Origin of the sequence: Mammaliicoccus sp. C-M13, assembly GCF_022386845.1 — a bacterium.
Lineage (GTDB): Bacteria > Bacillota > Bacilli > Staphylococcales > Staphylococcaceae > Mammaliicoccus > Mammaliicoccus lentus.
Genome location: NZ_JAJNHQ010000005.1, coordinates 146,409 through 167,892, shown reverse-complemented (window position 1 = coordinate 167,892; position 21,484 = coordinate 146,409). Strand labels below are relative to the sequence as shown.

Sequence of the window (21,484 nt, the reverse complement as noted above, 5' to 3'; positions counted from 1 at the left end):
ACGATGAGTAACAAAGTAAGAGTAAGATATGCGCCAAGTCCAACTGGTTACTTACACATCGGTAACGCAAGAACCGCATTATTTAATTATTTATTCGCTAAACATTATGATGGGGACTTTGTTATACGTATTGAAGATACAGATATAGCCAGAAACTTAGAGGACGGAGAGTCTTCACAATTTTCAAACCTTGAATGGTTAGGTTTAAATTGGGACGAATCTGTCAATAAAGACGGAGGATACGGCCCTTATCGTCAATCAGAACGTGGCCATATCTATAAACCGCTTATTGATAAATTACTAGCTGAAGATAAAGCTTATAAATGTTACATGACACAGGAAGAATTAGAAGCAGAACGTGAAGAACAAATTGCTAGAGGTGAAATGCCACGTTATGGTGGTAAACACGCACACTTAACTCTAGAAGAACAGAAAGCTTTCGAAGCGGAAGGTAGACAACCTAGTATTCGTTTTAGAGTACCTCAAAATAAAACATATACATTTAATGATATCGTTAAAGGTGAAGTATCATTTGATTCAAACGGTATAGGTGACTGGGTTATCGTTAAGAAAGACGGTATTCCAACATATAACTTTGCTGTTGCTATTGATGATCATTATATGGAAATTTCTCACGTAATCCGCGGGGACGACCACATTTCAAACACACCTAAACAACTTATGATTTTTGAGGCATTTGGATTTGAAACGCCAAAATTTGCTCATATGACATTGATTGTTAACGAAGAACGTAAAAAATTAAGTAAACGTGATGGACAAATTTTACAATTTATCGAACAATATAAAGATTTAGGTTACTTACCTGAAGCCTTATTCAATTTCATTGGATTGTTAGGTTGGTCTCCAGAAGGCGAAGAAGAAATTTTCTCTAAAGAAGAATTCATTAAAATCTTCGATGAAAAACGACTATCTAAATCTCCAGCATTCTTTGATAAGAAAAAATTAGAGTGGATCAATAACCAATACATGAAGGAAAAAGATTCTGAAACTGTATTTGAAATGACAATCCCTCACATGGTAAAAGCAGGATTATTACCAGAAAGTCCATCAGAAGCAGAATTGTCTTGGGCTAGAGACTTGGTTGCTTTATATCAAGAGCAAATGAGCTACGCAGGTGAAATTGTACCGCTATCTGAGTTGTTCTTCAGAGAACATTTAGATTTCTCTGATGAAGCTAAAGAAGTCTTAAACGGTGAACAAGTTCCTACTGTCATGACTGAGCTTATTAAACAATTTGAAAGTTTAGAGCCTTTTGATGAACCAGCTGAAATTAAGAAATCAATTAAAGCAGTTCAAAAAGAAACAGGTGTTAAAGGTAAACAGTTATTCATGCCTATTCGTGTAGCGGTAACTGGACAAACACATGGACCTGAATTACCTAATACAATAGCATTATTAGGTAGAGATAAAGTGTTAAGTAGATTAAAACGTATTATTTGATTTTTTGTAAATAAAAAACTATGATATTAAATACTTAAAGGCCAAGTAATTTAATAAATGTGAAATAAGAGAGCACATGGTTGGTGGAAATGTGCCACATTTATAAATGAATGCACCTTTATTGAATGAAATTTTATATATTTAAATGAGTGAGCATAGATATATGCTAAACAAGAGTGGAACCGTGCAAAAGGCACCTCTAGCAAAAATTGTTAGAGGTGCCTTTTTGATATCTGAGGGGGGAAAGAGATGTTTAAAAGAGTCAAAGATGATATTCAAATGGTGTTTGATCAGGACCCTGCTGCAAGATCTTCATTTGAAGTTGTTATGACTTACTCAGGGCTACATGCAATATGGAGTTATTTGATTGCTAATTGGTTTTTTAAGAAAAAAATGTATTTTATAGCTCGATCAATTTCACAAATTTCACGATTTTTTACTGGAGTGGAAATTCATCCTGGTGCTACGATAGGAAAGAGATTATTTATAGACCATGGAATGGGTATTGTGATTGGTGAAACATGTCGAATTGGTAACAATGTGACAATTTACCAAGGCGTTACCCTCGGAGGTACAGGTAAAGAGCGCGGAAAAAGACACCCAGATATAGGCGATAATGTATTGATTGCTGCTGGTGCTAAAGTACTGGGCAATATAGAAGTTGGCAGCAACGTAAACATTGGTGCCAATTCAGTTGTGTTAAAAGATGTTCCTGATTACTCAACAGTAGTAGGTATCCCAGGCAGGATTGTTAAGCAAGATGGTATGAAAGTTGGTAAAAACTTCAATCATACTAACTTACCAGATCCGATTTATGAACAATTAAAAGAATTAGAACGTCAACTTGAAAAGACGAAGAATGGAGAGATTGTTGATGATTACGTTATATAATACGCTAACAAGACAAAAGGAAGAATTTATACCAATTGAAGAGGGCAAAGTTAAGATGTATGTATGTGGCCCTACTGTTTACAATTATATTCATATTGGAAATGCAAGGTCGACAGTAGCCTTTGACGTTGTTAGACGCTATTTAGAATATAAAGGTTATGAAGTAGATTATGTATCTAACTTTACTGATGTTGATGATAAATTAATTAGAACAGCTAATGAATTGGGTCAAACAGTTCCAGAAATAGCAGATCGTTTTATTCAAGCATTTTACGAAGATACTGGGGCATTAAATTGTAAGAGAGGTACTTCAAATCCAAGAGTTATGGACCATATGGATGACATTATCGAATTTATAAAAGTATTAGTCGATAAAGGTTATGCATATGAAAGTGGTGGAGATGTTTATTATCGTACACGTCGTTTTGAAGGGTATGGCAAGTTGAGTCACCAATCTATTGATGACTTGAAAGTTGGAGCTAGAATTGAAACAGGTGAACAAAAAGAAGATGAATTAGATTTCACACTTTGGAAAAAAGCTAAACCTGGTGAAATTAAGTGGGACAGCCCTTGGGGACCAGGACGCCCTGGTTGGCATATAGAATGTTCTGTCATGGCTCATGTACATTTAGGTGATACAATTGATATACACGCAGGAGGAACAGACCTTCAGTTCCCTCACCATGAAAACGAAATTGCACAATCTGAAGCACATAGTGATACAACATTTGCTAACTACTGGATGCATAACGGATTTGTAAATATTAATAATGAAAAAATGAGTAAGTCTCTTGGTAACTTTATTTTAGTGCATGATATTATTAAGGAAATTGATCCAGATGTTTTACGATTCTTTATGGTTGGTGCACATTATAGAAGTCCAGTTAACTATGATTTGGATTTAGTACAGGCAGCTAAAAAAGGTTTAGAAAGAATTAGAAACAGTTACAAATCTTTAGTGGATAGAGAAGAACATGCTTTGCTTAAAGAAGACGAAACGAATCAATATATCGAAGGTATCGACCAAGCGTTGAAAGATTTTGAAATGTATATGGACGATGACTTTAATACAGCTAACGCGATGACGGCTTGGTATGATTTAAATAAACTTGCAAACAAGTATTTATTAGAGAATGCGACATCAGTTAGAACGATTGAATACTTTAAAGAAGTTTACCAAATATTTAGTGATGTTTTAGGTGTACCTTTATATGGTAAAGAACATGCTGAATTATTAGATGAAGAAATCGAACAACTAATTGAAGAACGAAACGAAGCTAGAAAATCTAAAAACTTCCAACGTGCTGATGAAATTCGAGATATGCTAAAAGAACAAAATATTATCCTTGAAGATACGCCTCAAGGTGTGAGGTTTAAACGTGGATAAGCAATCAATAAAAATGTTAAACCCCTTGTCATTAGCATATATGGGAGATTCTATACTAGATACTTATGTAAGAAAGTATATTATCCTGAAAATTAAAGGGAAGCCTAACCGTCTACATCAACTATCTAAACAATATGTATCCGCAAAAGGGCAAGCGTATGTTTTAAACGTTTTGCTAGAAGAAGATTTTTTCGATGAGGAAGAGCTAGCTATTATTAAACGTGGGCGTAATGCAAAAAGTTATACAAAAGCAAAGAATACGGATATACAAACATATCGTAAAAGTTCTGCGATAGAAGCGGTTATCGGTTATTTATATTTAAATGATGAGACAGAGCGTTTAGAATTGTTAATTAATAAAATGATAGAAATTACAGAAGAAAGGGTGAATACAAATGGATGATTCAATAATTGTCGGGAGACATGCTGTGAAAGAAGCGATTACTTCTGGCCATACAATTAACAAAGTGTTAATCCAAGAAGGTATCAATAAAAAACAAATTAACGATATTTTAAAGATTGCAAAATCAGAGAAAATCGTTGTTCAAACAGTACCGAAATCAAAAATAGACTACCTTACAGACGTCCCACACCAAGGTATAGCTGCACAAATAGCGCCTTATCCTTATAAAGAATTAGAAGATTTTATATCTGAAACAAAAGACATTGAACATCAACCCTGTCTGTTAATGTTGGATGGATTAGAAGATCCTCATAATTTAGGTTCAATTATGAGAACTGCTGATGCAATAGGTATCGATGGAATTATTATTCCTAAAAGAAGGTCCGTTCAATTAAATGCTACTGTAGCTAAGGCTTCAACAGGTGCTATTGAGCATGTACCTGTTATTCGTGTTACGAATCTACCGAGTACAATGGAGCGTTTACAAGAAGTTGGTTATTGGATAGCTGGTACTGATGCTAATCATGCAACGGATTATCGACAAATGGATGTTAATATGCCATTAGTTATTGTGATAGGTAGTGAGGGAGAAGGTATGAGTAGGTTAGTTAAAGATAAGTGTGACTTCTATATTAAATTGCCTATGGTTGGGCATGTTAATAGCCTTAATGCGTCCGTTGCAGCCAGTCTTCTTATGTATGAAGTATATAGAAAAAGGCACCCGATAGGACAAGAATAATGAAAGATATCTATTTGATTATTGATGGTTATAATTTGATAGGACAATCAAAAGAATTATCCGAGACTGCGAAAGTCTCATTAGAAGAAGCAAGGGACAAATTGTTAATCACACTTATTAACTATAATACACAACATGACGGAGAGATGATTGTTGTCTTTGATGCTTATGGTGTTGAAGGAACAGAAACAATAGAAATAAAACACGGTGTCAAAATAGTATATACAAAAGGGAAAGAAACGGCAGATAGTTATATTGAAAGATTAACTTATGATTTGTATAGAAAGCATATTACACATATTACAGTTGTAACGAGTGATATGAGTGAGCAACACGCTATTTTTGGGACAGGCGCTTATCGGATATCATCGAGAGAAATGTGGTCAACAATAGCGAGGCAAGAATCTGTGGTAACGAAACATTTATCAGATATAGAAACAAAGACACCTAGAAATAGATTACATTTACCTGATGAAGTACTACAACAATTCGAAAAATGGCGTAGAAACAATAAGTAATATTAAAAAATGCAGTTTGATTTAATAATAATTGAATCTGTAAAATGTGTTCAATACTTATGAACAAGGAATGAACAACATGCATGATACAATTAAAGAGAATCAAACTTTAAACTGGATTCAAACAATTCAAAGAGGCCAAGTCGATTGCTTTAATCAATTATTGGAAGTTTATGATCAAGATATAATGAAACGAATTAAAATGCTTAATATATCTAAAGAAGATTGTGAAGATATCGCACAGATAGTGAGATATAAATTGTATAAACAAGTGCTAACTTATGATATAGAACAACCACAACCTTTTTCTCATTGTGTTAACGTCATTATTAAAAATGCTAAAATAGATTTTATACGTAAAGCCACAAGTGAAAAGGAACAGTTTTATACAAAAATGCTCACAATTGATAGCTCAAATAAATACGAAGTAGATTATTTAATTGATAAAGTTGTAGATAATAAACATCACTCATTTGAAGATATGATAGTATTTAATCATTTTTGTTCGTCATTTATAAAAGAAATAGGGTTAAATGCTTTTGAATCTCGGATTGTAAACTGTACAATGCAAGGGAAAAGTAAAAAAGAAATATCGAAAGAGCTTAATGTACCTATCAAACACATATACAATGCACAATACCGGCTAAAAAAGAGGTTAAATAAGCAAGAAATCGTTTCTGTGTTGTTTGACAACTAGGTGTTTTGTTTTGTATATTAATCTAGGATTAGAATGAATAAGGTGAGAATATGAGAAAAGTCCCTTTAAATTGCGAAAAATGCGGAGCGAGAAATTATACAGTCCCTAAAAAAGAAACAGATAAACGATTAGAGCTAAAAAAGTTTTGTAAAACTTGTAATACGCATACATTGCATAAAGAATCCATATAAAGGAGGAAAATCAATGGCTAAAAAAGAAAACTTCTTTCAAGGCGTAAAATCAGAAATGCAAAAAACAAGTTGGCCGACTGGCAAAGAACTTGTTAAATATACAACAGTAGTAGTATGTACTGTAATCTTCTTCTTAATCTTTTTCTACGCATTAGATTTAGGAATTACAGAGTTAATTAATTTGATTAAATAGTAAGGAGTGGCAAAATGTCAGAAGATATAGGCGCTAAACGTTGGTACGCAGTGCACACTTATTCAGGTTACGAAAATAAAGTGAAAACAAACCTTGAGAAACGTGTCGAAACAATGAACATGGAAGAACAGATCTTTAGAGTTGTAATCCCTGAAGAAGAAGAAACATCAATTAAAGATGGTAAAGCTAAGACACAACTTAAGAAAACATTCCCTGGTTATGTATTAGTAGAATTAATTATGACCGACGAATCTTGGTATATTGTCAGAAATACGCCAGGTGTAACTGGCTTTGTTGGGTCAGCTGGCGCAGGTTCTAAGCCAAATCCTTTATTACCAGATGAAGCTAAATTCATTTTGAAACAGATGGGTATGTCTGAAAAAACCGTCGATGTAGAAGTAGAATTAGGAGAACAAGTTCGCGTTACAAGTGGACCATTTACGAACCAAATTGGTGAAATAAAAGAGATAGATGTTGAAAAGTATAAATTAACAGTACTTGTTGACATGTTCGGCAGAGAAACCCCTGTTGAAGTAGAATTTGACCAAATTGAAAAGTTGTAAAAAAACACTTGAAAATTAATTATTTCAATGTTATTATTTAAAGGTCGCGCTCGGACTATGCGCAACCATTTCATTAGGAAATGAAGAGTGGGAGGGTAAAATATCATTACCCCATGACCACATCACGATATCAAGGAGGTGCACATCGTGGCTAAAAAAGTAATCAAAGTAGTTAAATTGCAAATACCTGCAGGTAAAGCAAACCCAGCACCACCAGTTGGTCCTGCATTAGGTCAAGCCGGTGTGAATATTATGGGATTCTGTAAAGAATTCAACGCTCGTACACAAGAGCAAGCAGGTTTAATCATTCCAGTTGAAATTACAGTATTTGAAGATCGTTCATTTACTTTCATCACTAAGACACCACCTGCAGCAGTATTACTTAAAAAAGCAGCTAAAGTAGAAAAAGGTTCTGGTGAACCTAACAAATCTAAAGTTGCTACAGTAACTCAAGACCAAGTACGTGAAATTGCTAACACTAAAATGCCTGACTTAAACGCAGCATCTGAAGAAGCAGCAATCCGTATCGTTGAAGGTACTGCACGCAGCATGGGAATTGTCGTAGAATAATTGAGATTTTAAAGTTTAAGCAGGCGGCTAATTCGCTGTCTGCTATTGCATTGTCTAATAGACGATGCACGTGGGAGGTAACATTCCGCTAAAACCACTAAAGGAGGAAAACAAAATGGCTAAAAAAGGTAAAAAGTATCAAGAAGCAATTGCTAAAGTTGATCGTTCTTCATTATACTCAGTAGAAGAAGCTATGAAATTAGCAAAAGAAACAAGCACTGTAAACTTTGATGCTTCTGTAGAAGTTGCATTTCGTTTAGGCATTGATACTCGTAAAAACGACCAACAAATCCGTGGAGCAGTAGTATTACCACACGGAACTGGTAAAACACAACGAGTATTAGTATTCGCTAAAGGCGATAAAATCAAAGAAGCAGAAGAAGCTGGAGCAGACTATGTAGGTGAAGAATACATCAGCAAAATCAACGATGGTTGGTTTGAATTTGATGTTATTGTTGCAACACCTGACATGATGGGTGAAGTTGGTAAACTTGGTCGCGTATTAGGACCTAAAGGTTTAATGCCAAACCCTAAAACTGGTACAGTTACAATGGATATCAAAAAAGCAGTCGAAGAAATTAAAGCAGGTAAAGTAGAATACCGTGCTGAAAAATCTGGTATTGTTCATGCTTCTATTGGTAAAGTATCATTCGATGAGCAGAAGTTAGTTGATAACTTCAAAACTATCCAAGATACATTAACAAAAGCTAAACCATCATCTTCTAAAGGTACTTATTTCAAGTCTGTTGCTGTAACAACAACAATGGGCCCTGGTATCAAAGTAGATACTTCAAACTTTAAATTATAATAATAAAAATATATTGACTTCACATCAGAAACGCGTTATAGTTTTGAATGTGTAATATTTAACCTAAGACAGTAGGAGTTCGTTTTTGGAACTTAAAAGGCTATCCTACCGAGGCTTAAATTGACTTGAACGTATAAATTTCAAGCACTTTTTGCCGTGGGTAAAAAGTGCTTTTTTGTTGAGATACCTCATCATAAAAGCACGATATAAATACTATGGAGGTGTAGAGATGTCTAATTCAAAAATCGTTGAAATCAAACAACAAAAAGTTGATGCTATTGCTGAACAATTAAAAAACTCAGTTTCAACAATTATTGTAGATTACCGTGGTTTATCAGTTGCGCAAGTTACAGAATTACGTCAACAATTACGTGAAGCTGGTCTTGAATATAAAGTATACAAAAATACTTTAGTTCGTCGTGCTGCTGAAGCTGCTGGAATCGAAGGTTTAGAAGAATTCTTAACTGGTCCTAACGCAATTGCTTTCTCAAATGAAGAAGTTGTTGCACCAGCAAAAATTCTTGCTGACTTCGCTAAACAAAACGAAGCATTAGAAATCAAAGCAGGTGTTATTGAAGGAAGCGTAGTAAGTGCAGAACAAGTTAACACTATCGGTTCATTGCCATCAAAAGACGGTCTTGTATCTATGTTACTATCTGTATTACAAGCTCCAGTTCGTAACTTTGCTTACGCAGTTAAAGCTGTTGGAGAACAAAAAGAAGAAAGTGCTGAATAATATCAGTACAAAATAAAAATTAATTATTGGAGGAAATATATCATGTCTAATGAAAAAATTATCGAATCAATTAAAGAAATGTCAGTATTAGAATTAAACGACTTAGTTAAAGCTATTGAAGAAGAATTTGGTGTAACAGCAGCAGCTCCTGTAGCAGCAGCTGGCGCAGCTGGTGGAGAAGCAGAAGCTGAACAAACTGAATTCAACGTTGAATTAACTGCAGCTGGAGATTCAAAAATTAAAGTTGTTAAAGCAGTTAAAGAAGTAACTGGTTTAGGCTTAAAAGAAGCTAAAGAAATCGTAGATAACGCTCCTAAAGTTGTTAAAGAAGGATTATCTAAAGAAGACGCTGAAGCTCTAAAAGAAAAATTAGAAGAACTTGGCGCATCTGTAGAATTAAAATAATTTCTGTATTAAATCAAAAACCCGTTATTATCATGATAACGGGTTTTTCTTTACTCATTAAATGTATTAAAGAGGTGGCATAATGAGTCATTATTATGATAATGATCCAAATGTGAAATCGGAAAGAAAACCTTTCGATTATCGCTATCGTGACATCAAACTCTCTCTTCAGACAGATCATGGCGTTTTTTCAAAAGGAAAAATTGATTTTGGATCTGATTTATTGATTACTACATTTTTAAATTTAAATCCCCCAGGACCTAAAAAGAAAATATTAGACGTAGGCTGTGGATACGGACCTATTGGATTAACTTGTGCTAAAGTGCTACCACATAGTGAAGTAACGATGGTGGATGTAAATGAAAGAGCATTAGAATTGGCGAAAGATAATCGAAACTCAAATCAAATTAATAATGCCGAAATACAACAAAGCGATTGTATAGATGGTGTTTTAGATTTACAATTTGATTTCGTACTAACTAATCCGCCGATTAGAGCTGGTAAAAATGTTGTACATCGAATATTTGAACAAAGTGATCAAGTTTTAACGCACGGAGGAGAACTTTGGGTAGTCATTCAAAAGAAACAAGGTATGCCTTCTGCAAAAGAAAAAATGCAAAATATTTTTGGCAATGCAGAAATTATAGAAAAAAGCAAGGGTTATTACATTTTAAAAAGTGTAAAAGCTTGATTTTGCTATTTTGTTCTGATATAGTAATAGAATGTTAAAAATTATATTCAATAAGTGTGTACTTTTGCGTCGCCCTTAATTGAATGTTAGAAATAAGTCGTACGAAATAGAAAATGGAATCATTGACTTTCCGTTTTCTTTTTGTCTTATTATCTTTGTTTTGTAAGACGCAAAGTTATATTCACAATATTTGAGGGGTGAATCTGTTGACAGGTCAACTTATCCAGTATGGAAGACATCGTGTTCGTAGAAGTTATGCGAGAATTTCCGAATCTTTAGAATTACCTAATTTAATCGAGATTCAAACGAAATCATATGAATGGTTTCTTAAAGAAGGTTTACTTGAAATGTTTCGCGACATTTCGCCAATCGACGATTTTACAGGTAACTTATCTTTAGAATTCGTAGATTATCGTTTAGGTGAATCAAAGTATGATTTAGAAGAATCTAAAAACCGTGATGCGACTTATTCCGCGCCATTACGCGTTAAAGTTCGTTTAATTAATAAAGAAACAGGCGAAGTGAAAGATCAAGAAGTATTTATGGGTGATTTCCCATTAATGACTGACACTGGTACTTTCGTTATTAATGGTGCAGAACGTGTAATTGTATCACAACTTGTACGTTCACCATCCGTATACTTCAACGAAAAAGTTGATAAAAACGGTAAAATTAGTTATGGAACAACTGTGATTCCTAACCGTGGTGCATGGTTAGAATATGAAACAGACGCTAAAGACGTTCCTTACGTAAGAATTGATAGAACGCGTAAGTTGCCAATTACAGTATTAGTCCGCGCTTTAGGATTCTCAACGGACCAAGAAATTTTAGATTTACTTGGAGACAATGAATATCTTAGAAACGCTTTAGATAAGGATAATACTGAAACTACTGATCAAGCATTGCTTGAGATTTATGAGCGTTTGCGTCCGGGAGAACCACCAACAGTAGAAAACGCGAAGAGTTTAATTTACTCACGCTTCTTCGACCCAAAACGTTATGATCTAGCGAGTGTCGGTCGTTATAAAATGAACAAAAAGTTACATCTTAAACATCGTTTGTTCAATCAAACATTAGCTGAACCTATTGTTGATGTTGAAACAGGTGAAATTGCAGCAGAAGAAGGAACGGTTTTAGACCGTCGTAATTTAGATAAAATTATCGATGTATTAGAATCTAATGCTAACATTCAAGTTTATGAATTAAATAGTAGCGTATTAGATGAACCAGTTGAAATTCAATCTGTTAAGATTTATATCCCTGGTGATGAAGAAAACCGTACGACAACAGTGATTGGTAATGCATTTCCTGATGAAGCAGTTAAATGTATTACGCCAGCAGATATCGTTTCATCATTATCATATTTCTTCAACTTATTACATGGTGTAGGTTATACAGATGACATTGACCATTTAGGTAACCGTCGTCTACGTTCAGTAGGTGAATTGCTACAAAACCAATTTAGAATTGGTTTATCACGTATGGAACGTGTTGTACGTGAACGTATGTCAATTCAAGATACTGATTCAATCACACCACAACAACTTATAAATATACGTCCAGTTATTGCTTCAATTAAAGAATTCTTTGGTAGTTCACAATTGTCTCAATTCATGGACCAAGCTAACCCATTAGCTGAGTTAACGCATAAACGTCGTCTATCAGCGCTTGGACCCGGCGGTTTAACTCGTGAACGTGCTGGTATGGAAGTACGTGACGTTCACTATTCTCACTATGGTCGTATGTGTCCGATTGAGACACCAGAGGGACCAAACATTGGTTTAATCAACTCACTTTCAAGTTATGCTAGAGTTAACGAGTTTGGCTTTATTGAAACACCATATCGTAAAGTTAATATCGAAACTAACCAAGTAACAGACAGAATTGATTATCTAACTGCTGATGAAGAAGATAGTTATGTTGTTGCACAAGCAAACTCAGTATTAGATGAAACTGGTAGATTCGTCGACGATGAAGTTCTTTGTCGTTTCCGTGGTGACAACACTACTAAACCTAAAGAACGTATGGATTACATGGATGTATCTCCTAAACAAGTTGTTTCTGCAGCAACAGCATGTATTCCTTTCCTTGAAAACGATGACTCTAACCGTGCACTTATGGGTGCGAACATGCAACGTCAAGCAGTACCTTTAATGAACCCTGAAGCACCATTTGTTGGAACGGGTATGGAACATGTTACAGCACGTGACTCAGGAGCAGCTATTGTTGCTAAATATAAAGGTAGAGTTGAACATGTTGAATCGAAAGAAATTCTTGTTAGAAGAATTGTAGAAGAAAATGGTAAAGAAATCGAAACGGAATTAGACCGTTATCCTTTATCTAAATTTAAACGTAGTAACTCTGGAACATGTTATAACCAACGTCCAATCGTTGCATATGGTGACATTGTTTCTAAAGGTGAAATTTTAGCTGATGGACCTTCAATGGAACTTGGTGAAATGGCACTAGGTAGAAACTTAGTAGTTGGATTTATGACTTGGGATGGTTATAACTACGAGGATGCTGTTATCATGAGTGAACGTCTTGTTAAAGATGACGTATATACTTCTATTCATGTTGAAGAATATGAATCAGAGGCTCGTGACACTAAATTAGGACCTGAAGAAATCACACGTGATATTCCAAACGTTTCTGATAATGCACTTAAAAACTTAGACGATCGCGGTATTGTTTATGTTGGTGCTGAAGTTAAAGATGGTGACATTTTAGTAGGTAAAGTAACGCCTAAAGGTGTGACTGAACTAACAGCTGAAGAAAGATTATTACATGCGATATTTGGTGAGAAAGCACGTGAAGTACGTGATACATCATTACGCGTACCTCATGGTGCGGGAGGTATCGTATTAGACGTTAAAGTCTTTAATAGAGAAGAAGGCGATGATTCATTATCTCCAGGTGTTAACCAATTAGTTCGTGTTTATATCGTTCAAAAACGTAAAATACATGAAGGGGATAAAATGTGTGGTCGTCATGGTAACAAAGGTGTAATTTCACGTATTTTACCTGAAGAAGATATGCCTTACTTACCAGATGGAACACCAATTGACCTTATGTTAAACCCATTAGGTGTACCTTCTCGTATGAATATCGGACAAGTTTTAGAACTTCATCTAGGTATGGCAGCTAAGAATCTAGGTATTCATGTTGCTTCACCAGTATTTGATGGTGCTAACGATGATGATGTTTGGTCAACTATTGAAGAAGCAGGTATGGCTCGTGACGGTAAAACTGTCTTATACGATGGTCGTACTGGTGAACCATTTGATAACCGTGTATCTGTAGGTGTTATGTACATGCTTAAACTTGCACACATGGTCGATGATAAATTACACGCACGTTCTACTGGTCCATACTCACTTGTAACGCAACAACCATTGGGTGGTAAAGCTCAATTCGGTGGACAACGTTTCGGTGAAATGGAGGTATGGGCACTTGAAGCATATGGTGCTGCGTACACATTACAAGAGATTTTAACTTATAAATCTGATGATACTGTAGGTCGTGTAAAAACTTATGAAGCTATCGTAAAAGGCGACAATATCCCTAAACCGGGTGTCCCTGAATCATTCCGCGTATTAATGAAAGAATTACAGAGTTTAGGACTTGATGTTAAAGTCATGGACGAACATGATAATGAAATCGAAATGCGCGATTTAGAGGATGAAGATATGATGGATAAAAAAGTTGATTTAGGTGTTTCACAAGATGCAGCAGTAGAAGGACAACAAGTAACTGAGTAAAAGTTAATCAAGCGCATTTGGTAATGCATTTGCGCTTTCATTTGTTACACATTATCAATCAACCGGCACAACTAATTTAATTTGAAGGAGGTAGGCTCCTTGATTGATGTAAATAATTTCCATTACATGAAAATAGGACTTGCTTCACCTGAAAAGATTCGTTCTTGGTCATTTGGTGAAGTTAAAAAACCAGAAACAATTAACTACCGTACGCTAAAACCTGAAAGAGATGGTTTATTCTGTGAGAAAATTTTCGGTCCAACTAAGGACTGGGAATGTAGTTGTGGTAAATACAAACGAGTACGCTATAAAGGTATGGTCTGTGATAGATGTGGCGTTGAAGTCACTAAATCTAAAGTGCGTCGTGAAAGAATGGGGCACATTGAATTAGCAGCACCAGTATCACATATTTGGTACTTTAAAGGTATACCTAGTCGCATGGGACTATTATTAGATATGTCTCCACGTGCGCTAGAAGAAGTAATTTATTTTGCTTCTTACACAGTCATTGATCCAGGTCCAACTGGATTAGAAAAGAAACAATTATTAACTGAAGGTGAATACCGAGAATATTATGATAAATTCCCAGGTAAATTCAGTGCGAAAATGGGCGCGGAAGCAATCCGTGATCTATTAAGTGATATAGATTTAGAAAAAGAATTAAAACAACTTCGTGAAGAATTAGAATCAGCTACTGGCCAAAGATTGACAAGAGCAATTAAACGTCTAGAAGTAGTTGAATCATTCCGTCACTCTGGTAATGAACCTTCATGGATGATTTTAGATGTATTACCAATTATTCCACCTGAAATCCGTCCAATGGTTCAATTAGATGGTGGTCGCTTCGCAACAAGTGACTTAAATGATTTATACCGTCGTGTTATCAACCGTAATAATCGTTTGAAACGTTTATTAGACTTGGGTGCTCCTGGCATTATCGTTCAAAACGAAAAACGTATGCTACAAGAAGCTGTAGATGCGTTAATCGATAACGGTCGTCGTGGTCGTCCAGTAACTGGTCCAGGTAACCGTCCGTTAAAATCACTTTCACACATGTTAAAAGGTAAACAAGGTCGTTTCCGTCAAAACTTACTTGGTAAGCGTGTTGACTACTCAGGACGTTCAGTTATCGTTGTTGGTCCTAGTCTGAAAATGTACCAATGTGGTTTACCGAAAGAAATGGCTTTAGAATTATTTAAACCATTCATTATGAAAGAATTAGTAGAACGTGAAATTGCTACAAACATCAAAAATGCAAAAGGCAAAATTGAAAGAATGGAAGAAGAAGTATGGGATGTACTTGAAGATGTTATTAAAGAACACCCAGTACTATTAAACCGTGCACCTACATTACACAGACTAGGTATTCAAGCGTTTGAACCTACTCTAGTTGAAGGTCGTGCGATTAGACTTCACCCACTTGTTACAACAGCTTATAACGCTGACTTTGATGGTGACCAAATGGCGGTTCACGTACCATTATCTAAAGAAGCACAAGCAGAAGCACGTATGTTAATGCTTGCAGCTCAAAACATCTTGAACCCTAAAGATGGTAAACCAGTTGTTACGCCTTCACAAGATATGGTATTAGGTAACTATTACCTTACATTAGAAAGAAAAGGTGCAATCGGTGCTGGTGACATCTTCAATGAAACTGACGAAGTTATTAAAGCTTATGCAAATGGTCATGTACACTTACATTCACGTATAGCTTTACATGCAAGATCACTTAAGAACCCAACGTTTACAGCAGAACAAAATAAAAAATTATTAATTACTTCTGTTGGTAAAGTTATCTTTAATGAAATTATGCCTAATTCATTCCCATATATTAATGAACCGACTAATTTCAATTTAGAAAAATCAACTCCTGATAAATACTTTGTTTCACCTACAGATTTACCAGAAGGTGGACTAGTAGAATATCTTGAAGACGTTGAGCTTGTTAAACCATTTAACAAAGTATTCTTAGGTAAAATCATTGCTGAAATATTCAACAAATTCCATATAACTGATACTTCAATGATGCTAGATAAGATGAAAGATTTAGGATTTAAATATTCATCTCGTGCTGGTATCACTGTTGGTGTATCTGATATCGTGGTTCTTTCAGAGAAACAAGAAATCATCGATGAAGCAGAAGTTAAAGTTGAAAAAGTTCAAAAACAATTTAGCCGTGGTTTAATCACTGAAGGCGAACGTTATGCAGCAGTTATCGAAATTTGGACAAAAGCTAAAGATGATATTCAAGCTAAATTAATGATGTCATTAGATAATCTTAACCCAATATTCATGATGAGTGATTCAGGTGCTCGTGGTAACGCATCTAACTTTACTCAATTAGCTGGTATGCGTGGTCTGATGGCTAACCCATCTGGTAAAATCATTGAGTTACCGATTAAATCTTCATTCCGTGAAGGTTTAACAGTACTTGAATACTTCATATCAACTCACGGTGCTCGTAAAGGTCTAGCCGATACAGCGCTGAAAACTGCCGATTCAGGTTACTTAACTCGTCGTCTTGTTGACGTAGCACAAGATGTTATTGTCAGAGAAGAAGACTGTGGAACTGATAGAGGTTTATTAGTATCTGATATTAGAGAAGGATCAGAATTAATTGAGCCATTTATTGAGCGTATAGAAGGTCGTTATTCTAAAGAAACATTACGTCATCCAAAAACTGATGAAGTAATTATCAAAGTTAACGAACTAATAACGCCAGAAATTGCTAAACAAATACTAGATGCTGGTATTACTGAAATGCACATCCGTTCTGCATTTACATGTAACACTCGTCATGGTGTATGTGAAAAATGTTACGGTAAGAACTTAGCAACTGGTGAACAAGTTGAAGTTGGTGAAGCAGTTGGTACAATTGCTGCCCAATCAATCGGTGAACCAGGTACACAGCTTACAATGCGTACCTTCCATACTGGTGGTGTAGCCGGAGCAGATATCACACAAGGTTTACCACGTATTCAAGAGTTATTTGAAGCGCGTAACCCTAAAGGTCAAGCAGTTATTTCAGAAATTAACGGTGAAGTAACAGAGATTACTATCGTTAAAGATCGTCAACAAGAAATTAAAGTTAAAGGCGAAAATGAAATTAGAACTTACCTTGCTTCAGGTACTGCAAGACTTAAAGTTGAAGAAGGACAATACGTTGAACGTGGCGAAGTAATGACTGAAGGTTCAATTGAGCCTAAAGGATTACTAGCTGTAGCTGGATTAAATGCTACTCAAAAATACTTGCTTAAAGAAGTTCAAAAAGTTTACCGTATGCAAGGTGTTGAAATTTCAGATAAACACGTTGAAGTTATGGTTAGACAAATGCTACGTAAAGTAAGAATTATTGAAGCAGGAGATACGAAACTATTACCAGGTGCTTTAGTAGATATTCATACATTTACTGATGCAAACAGAGAAGTATTTGCTACGCGTAAGCGCCCAGCAACTGCTAAACCTGTATTACTTGGTATTACAAAAGCTTCTCTTGAAACTGAAAGCTTCTTATCAGCGGCGTCATTCCAAGAAACAACTAGAGTTCTTACAGATGCTGCAATCAAAGGTAAACGTGATAACTTACTTGGACTTAAAGAAAATGTTATCATCGGTAAATTAATCCCTGCTGGTACAGGTATGAGAAGATATACTGGTGTAGATTTCGAAAAAGTTGAAAAAGAAGTATCACCTGAAGAAACAGTAGTAACTGATTAACAGATATGAGCTGTTCTAGGGGTCTAGAACAGCTTATATTTTATTATAAAAACACTCCAAAAATTATTGACTTTATCAAAGTAGGATGTTATTATTGTTAAGGTTGATGCAAGCAGACGCTTTGGAGGATATCAAATGTCTAATGAAAAAGCCTTAAGCTTAAATCAAGACAATTATGTCATTGGTTTAAAACAAACCACTAAAGCATTGAAGAAGCATGATGTACGTAAAGTAATCATTGCTCAAGATGTAAATATTCATATTTTGTCTAAAGTGTTGAATTTAGCATTTGAGACAGGCGTTCCGATAGATTATAGTCCAACAAGACAAAAGTTAGGATCGCACTATGGAATAGAAGTAAATGCGACAGTAGTTGCATTGCTTAAATAAATGTGTAAGCTGTGCTTACTATTTTTATTTGCCTTAAAATGAACCACCTGGATGTGTGGAATTAAGAAAACTAGAGAGGAGGACATTAAAGATGCCTACTATTAACCAATTAGTACGTAAACCACGTACAAGTAAATCATCACACTCTACAGCACCTGCATTAAATAAAGGATACAATAGCATGAAGAAAAAAGTGACTACTGTATATTCTCCACAAAAACGCGGTGTTTGTACACGTGTAGGAACAATGACACCTAAAAAACCTAACTCAGCGTTACGTAAATATGCTCGTGTTCGTTTATCAAACAACATCGAAGTAAACGCGTATATCCCTGGTATAGGCCACAACTTACAAGAACACAGTGTTGTACTTATTCGTGGTGGACGTGTTAAAGACTTACCTGGTGTACGTTATCACGTAGTACGTGGTGCTTTAGACACTTCTGGTGTTGAAGGACGTATGCAAAGTCGTTCACTTTATGGTGCTAAAAAACCTAAAGCTGCTAAGAAATAATCTAATATTAAATTTCTGTGTTTAACAGATTTTTATGTGACGATAAACTAAATAAATTTTATAATTAAGGAAGGAGGATTTCGATTATGCCTCGTAAAGGTCCAGTTCCAAAAAGAGATGTATTACCAGATCCAATTCACAACTCAAAATTAGTAACAAAATTAATCAATAAAATCATGCTTGATGGTAAGCGTGGTACTGCTCAAAGAATTCTTTACTCAGCATTCGAACTTGTTCAAGAACGTTCAGGTAAAGATGCAATTGAAGTATTCGATGAAGCTATCAACAACATCATGCCTGTACTTGAAGTTAAAGCTCGCCGTGTAGGTGGTTCAAACTATCAAGTACCTGTAGAAGTACGTCCAGATCGTCGTACAACTTTAGGTTTACGTTGGTTAGTTAACTATGCTCGTCTTCGTGGTGAAAAAACTATGGAAGAGCGTTTAGCTAACGAAATCTTAGATGCTGCTAACAATACTGGTGGCGCAGTTAAGAAACGTGAAGACGTTCATAAAATGGCAGAAGCTAACAAAGCGTTTGCTCATTATCGTTGGTAAAATAGAACCTAGGACCCTAAGCGTTAAAATGATAAAGATTCCTTTTAATGGGTTATCTCTAGTTTTTTAAACACTTAGGGTATCTGCGTATCTATTGTAATAAAAAAACCAAATATCCAATATTTTGGAAGGAGTAAGAATACTATGGCAAGAGATTTCTCTTTGAAAAACACTCGTAATATCGGTATCATGGCTCACATCGATGCTGGTAAAACAACGACTACTGAACGTATTCTTTATTACACAGGCCGTATTCATAAAATTGGTGAAACACATGAAGGTGCTTCACAAATGGACTGGATGTCACAAGAGCAAGAACGTGGTATCACAATCACTTCTGCTGCTACAACTGCAGAATGGGAAGGCCACCGTGTAAATATCATCGATACACCTGGACACGTAGACTTCACAGTTGAAGTTGAACGTTCTTTACGTGTACTTGATGGTGCCGTTACAGTACTTGATGCTCAATCAGGGGTTGAACCTCAAACTGAAACAGTTTGGCGTCAAGCAACAACATACGGTGTTCCACGTATTGTATTCATTAATAAAATGGATAAAATGGGTGCGAACTTTGAATATTCAGTTGGTACATTACATGAGCGCTTACAAGCTAATGCTCACCCAATTCAATTACCAATCGGTGCGGAAGATGATTTCAGCGCTATTATTGATTTAGTAGAAATGAAATGTTTCCAATACAATAACGATTTAGGTACTGAAATTGAAGAAATTGAAATTCCTGAGTCTCACAAGCAAAAAGCTGAAGAAACTCGTGAATCTTTAATTGAAGCTGTTGCAGAATCAAATGACGAATTAATGGAAAAATACTTAGGTGGAGAAGAAATCACAATTGATGAGCTTAAAAAAGCTATTCGTCAAGCTACTTGTGATGTTGAATTCTACCCAGTATTATGTGGTACAGCATTCAAAAACAAAGGTGTTCAATTAATGTTGAACGCAGTTATTGACTACTTACCATCACCATTAGATGTTAAACCTATTGTCGGACATAGATTCGAAAGTGAAGAAGAAGTAATTGCTAAACCTGATGATTCAGCACCTTTCGCTGCATTAGCGTTTAAAGTAATGACTGACCCTTATGTAGGTAAATTAACATTCTTCCGTGTTTATTCTGGTACTATGGAATCAGGATCATACATTAAAAACTCAACTAAAGGGAAACGTGAACGTGTAGGTCGTATCCTACAAATGCACGCTAACTCTCGTCAAGAGATTTCTACTGTATATTCTGGTGACATTGCTGGTGCGGTAGGTCTTAAAGATACTGGTACAGGTGATACTCTATGTGACGAAAAAGATGACATCATCTTAGAAGCAATGGAATTCCCAGAGCCAGTTATTCACTTATCAGTTGAGCCTAAATCAAAAGCTGACCAAGATAAAATGACTAACGCATTAGTTAAATTACAAGAAGAAGACCCAACATTCCATGCACATACTGACCATGAAACTGGACAAGTTATCATCGGTGGTATGGGTGAATTACACCTTGATATTTTAGTAGACCGTATGAAACGTGAATTCAAAGTTGAGTGTGCTGTTGGTGCGCCAATGGTATCTTACCGTGAAACGTTCAAAACGCCTGCACAAGTACAAGGTAAATTTGCTCGTCAATCAGGTGGACGTGGACAATTTGGTGATGTTCACATTGAATTTACACCTAACGAACAAGGCGCAGGTTTCGAATTCGAAAACGCTATTGTTGGTGGGGTAGTTCCTCGTGAATATATTCCTTCAGTTGAAGCTGGTCTTAAAGACGCTATGGAAAACGGTGTATTAGCTGGTTATCCATTAGTTGATGTTAAAGCTAAATTATATGATGGTTCATACCATGATGTCGATTCATCTGAAATGGCCTTCAAAATTGCAGCTTCATTAGCACTTAAAGAAGCAGCTAAAAAATGTGATCCAGTAATCTTAGAGCCAATGATGAAAGTTGAAATCGTTATGCCTGAAGAGTACATGGGTGACATTATGGGTGACGTAACAAGTCGTCGTGGACGTGTTGAAGGTATGGAAGCACGCGGTAACGCTCAAGTTGTTCGTGCATTCGTTCCACTTTCAGAAATGTTCGGTTACGCTACAAACTTACGTTCTAACACTCAAGGTCGTGGTACTTATACTATGGTATTTGATCACTACGAAGAAGTACCAAAATCAATTTCTGAAGAAATTATCAAGAAAAATACAGGCGCTTAATCAAAACGCTTTAATAAATTGATTTTTTTCTCAAAATGATTTATAAATTAACTATAGGTTATCCTCATG

At 35.6% G+C, this 21,484-nt stretch carries 21 protein-coding genes and 1 other annotated feature; all 21 genes read left to right on the top strand.

Annotated features, from left to right (window positions below; genetic code table 11):
• The first annotated feature begins 3 nt into the window (after window positions 1-3).
• The 21 genes from gltX to fusA all read left to right on the top strand — a co-directional run bounded on the left by gltX (window position 4) and on the right by fusA (window position 21,415).
• Window positions 4-1,461 (top strand): glutamate--tRNA ligase, encoded by a 1,458-nt coding sequence (gene gltX, locus LQ615_RS05800; protein ID WP_064204248.1) that lies wholly within the window; start codon window positions 4-6, stop codon window positions 1,459-1,461.
• Between the two features lie 249 nt (window positions 1,462-1,710).
• A complete protein-coding gene (gene cysE, locus LQ615_RS05795; RefSeq protein ID WP_016999408.1) occupies window positions 1,711-2,352 on the top strand; it encodes a serine O-acetyltransferase in 642 nt (213 codons plus the stop codon).
• The gene (cysS, locus tag LQ615_RS05790) at window positions 2,336-3,739 is read left to right on the top strand and encodes a cysteine--tRNA ligase (RefSeq protein ID WP_064204247.1); all 1,404 of its coding nucleotides are present in this window, start codon (window positions 2,336-2,338) and stop codon (window positions 3,737-3,739) included. Before cysE ends, cysS begins: the two co-directional genes overlap by 17 nt.
• 13 nt (window positions 3,740-3,752) lie before the next feature.
• Window positions 3,753-4,142: a Mini-ribonuclease 3 gene (locus LQ615_RS05785; RefSeq protein ID WP_037539268.1), complete on the top strand. Its 390-nt coding sequence runs from the start codon at window positions 3,753-3,755 to the stop codon at window positions 4,140-4,142.
• Window positions 4,135-4,881: a 23S rRNA (guanosine(2251)-2'-O)-methyltransferase RlmB gene (gene rlmB / locus LQ615_RS05780; protein WP_064204246.1), complete on the top strand. Its 747-nt coding sequence runs from the start codon at window positions 4,135-4,137 to the stop codon at window positions 4,879-4,881. The genes LQ615_RS05785 and rlmB overlap by 8 nt, the downstream gene beginning before the upstream one ends.
• Window positions 4,881-5,399 carry an NYN domain-containing protein gene (locus LQ615_RS05775; RefSeq protein WP_016999412.1) on the top strand — a complete coding sequence of 173 codons (519 nt, stop codon included), beginning with the start codon at window positions 4,881-4,883 and terminating at the stop codon, window positions 5,397-5,399. The genes rlmB and LQ615_RS05775 overlap by 1 nt, the downstream gene beginning before the upstream one ends.
• Before the next feature lie 79 nt (window positions 5,400-5,478).
• A complete protein-coding gene (locus LQ615_RS05770; RefSeq protein ID WP_064204245.1) occupies window positions 5,479-6,096 on the top strand; it encodes a sigma-70 family RNA polymerase sigma factor in 618 nt (205 codons plus the stop codon).
• Between the two features lie 50 nt (window positions 6,097-6,146).
• Window positions 6,147-6,287, top strand: coding sequence for a 50S ribosomal protein L33 (rpmG, locus tag LQ615_RS05765; RefSeq protein WP_081501334.1), 141 nt, complete (start codon window positions 6,147-6,149; stop codon window positions 6,285-6,287).
• A gap of 13 nt (window positions 6,288-6,300) precedes the next feature.
• Window positions 6,301-6,480 (top strand): preprotein translocase subunit SecE, encoded by a 180-nt coding sequence (secE, locus tag LQ615_RS05760; protein WP_016999414.1) that lies wholly within the window; start codon window positions 6,301-6,303, stop codon window positions 6,478-6,480.
• A gap of 14 nt (window positions 6,481-6,494) precedes the next feature.
• Window positions 6,495-7,043 (top strand): transcription termination/antitermination protein NusG, encoded by a 549-nt coding sequence (nusG, locus tag LQ615_RS05755; protein WP_016999415.1) that lies wholly within the window; start codon window positions 6,495-6,497, stop codon window positions 7,041-7,043.
• A 147-nt stretch (window positions 7,044-7,190) separates the two neighbouring features.
• Entirely contained in the window at window positions 7,191-7,613 is a 423-nt protein-coding gene (gene rplK, locus LQ615_RS05750) for a 50S ribosomal protein L11 (RefSeq protein WP_016999416.1), read from the top strand.
• 115 nt (window positions 7,614-7,728) lie between these two features.
• Window positions 7,729-8,421 carry a 50S ribosomal protein L1 gene (gene rplA / locus LQ615_RS05745; RefSeq protein ID WP_016999417.1) on the top strand — a complete coding sequence of 231 codons (693 nt, stop codon included), beginning with the start codon at window positions 7,729-7,731 and terminating at the stop codon, window positions 8,419-8,421.
• 44 nt (window positions 8,422-8,465) lie between these two features.
• Window positions 8,466-8,607, top strand: a sequence feature (ribosomal protein L10 leader region).
• Between the two features lie 43 nt (window positions 8,608-8,650).
• Window positions 8,651-9,157 carry a 50S ribosomal protein L10 gene (gene rplJ / locus LQ615_RS05740; RefSeq protein ID WP_016999418.1) on the top strand — a complete coding sequence of 169 codons (507 nt, stop codon included), beginning with the start codon at window positions 8,651-8,653 and terminating at the stop codon, window positions 9,155-9,157.
• A gap of 42 nt (window positions 9,158-9,199) precedes the next feature.
• Window positions 9,200-9,562 carry a 50S ribosomal protein L7/L12 gene (gene rplL, locus LQ615_RS05735; protein ID WP_016999419.1) on the top strand — a complete coding sequence of 121 codons (363 nt, stop codon included), beginning with the start codon at window positions 9,200-9,202 and terminating at the stop codon, window positions 9,560-9,562.
• Window positions 9,563-9,644: 82 nt separating this feature from the next.
• Window positions 9,645-10,253, top strand: coding sequence for a class I SAM-dependent methyltransferase (locus tag LQ615_RS05730; RefSeq protein ID WP_016999420.1), 609 nt, complete (start codon window positions 9,645-9,647; stop codon window positions 10,251-10,253).
• A gap of 206 nt (window positions 10,254-10,459) precedes the next feature.
• Entirely contained in the window at window positions 10,460-14,014 is a 3,555-nt protein-coding gene (gene rpoB / locus LQ615_RS05725) for a DNA-directed RNA polymerase subunit beta (protein ID WP_016999421.1), read from the top strand.
• A gap of 99 nt (window positions 14,015-14,113) precedes the next feature.
• A complete protein-coding gene (gene rpoC, locus LQ615_RS05720) occupies window positions 14,114-17,731 on the top strand; it encodes a DNA-directed RNA polymerase subunit beta' (protein ID WP_016999422.1) in 3,618 nt (1,205 codons plus the stop codon).
• Between the two features lie 135 nt (window positions 17,732-17,866).
• Window positions 17,867-18,121, top strand: a complete 255-nt coding sequence (locus tag LQ615_RS05715; RefSeq protein ID WP_064204243.1) for a ribosomal L7Ae/L30e/S12e/Gadd45 family protein — start codon at window positions 17,867-17,869, stop codon at window positions 18,119-18,121.
• Between the two features lie 91 nt (window positions 18,122-18,212).
• Complete coding sequence (gene rpsL, locus LQ615_RS05710; protein WP_016999424.1) at window positions 18,213-18,635, top strand: 30S ribosomal protein S12; 423 nt, start codon at window positions 18,213-18,215, stop codon at window positions 18,633-18,635.
• Window positions 18,636-18,721: 86 nt separating this feature from the next.
• Entirely contained in the window at window positions 18,722-19,192 is a 471-nt protein-coding gene (gene rpsG, locus LQ615_RS05705) for a 30S ribosomal protein S7 (RefSeq protein ID WP_016999425.1), read from the top strand.
• A gap of 144 nt (window positions 19,193-19,336) precedes the next feature.
• Complete coding sequence (gene fusA / locus LQ615_RS05700; protein ID WP_016999426.1) at window positions 19,337-21,415, top strand: elongation factor G; 2,079 nt, start codon at window positions 19,337-19,339, stop codon at window positions 21,413-21,415.
• Window positions 21,416-21,484 lie beyond the last annotated feature (69 nt).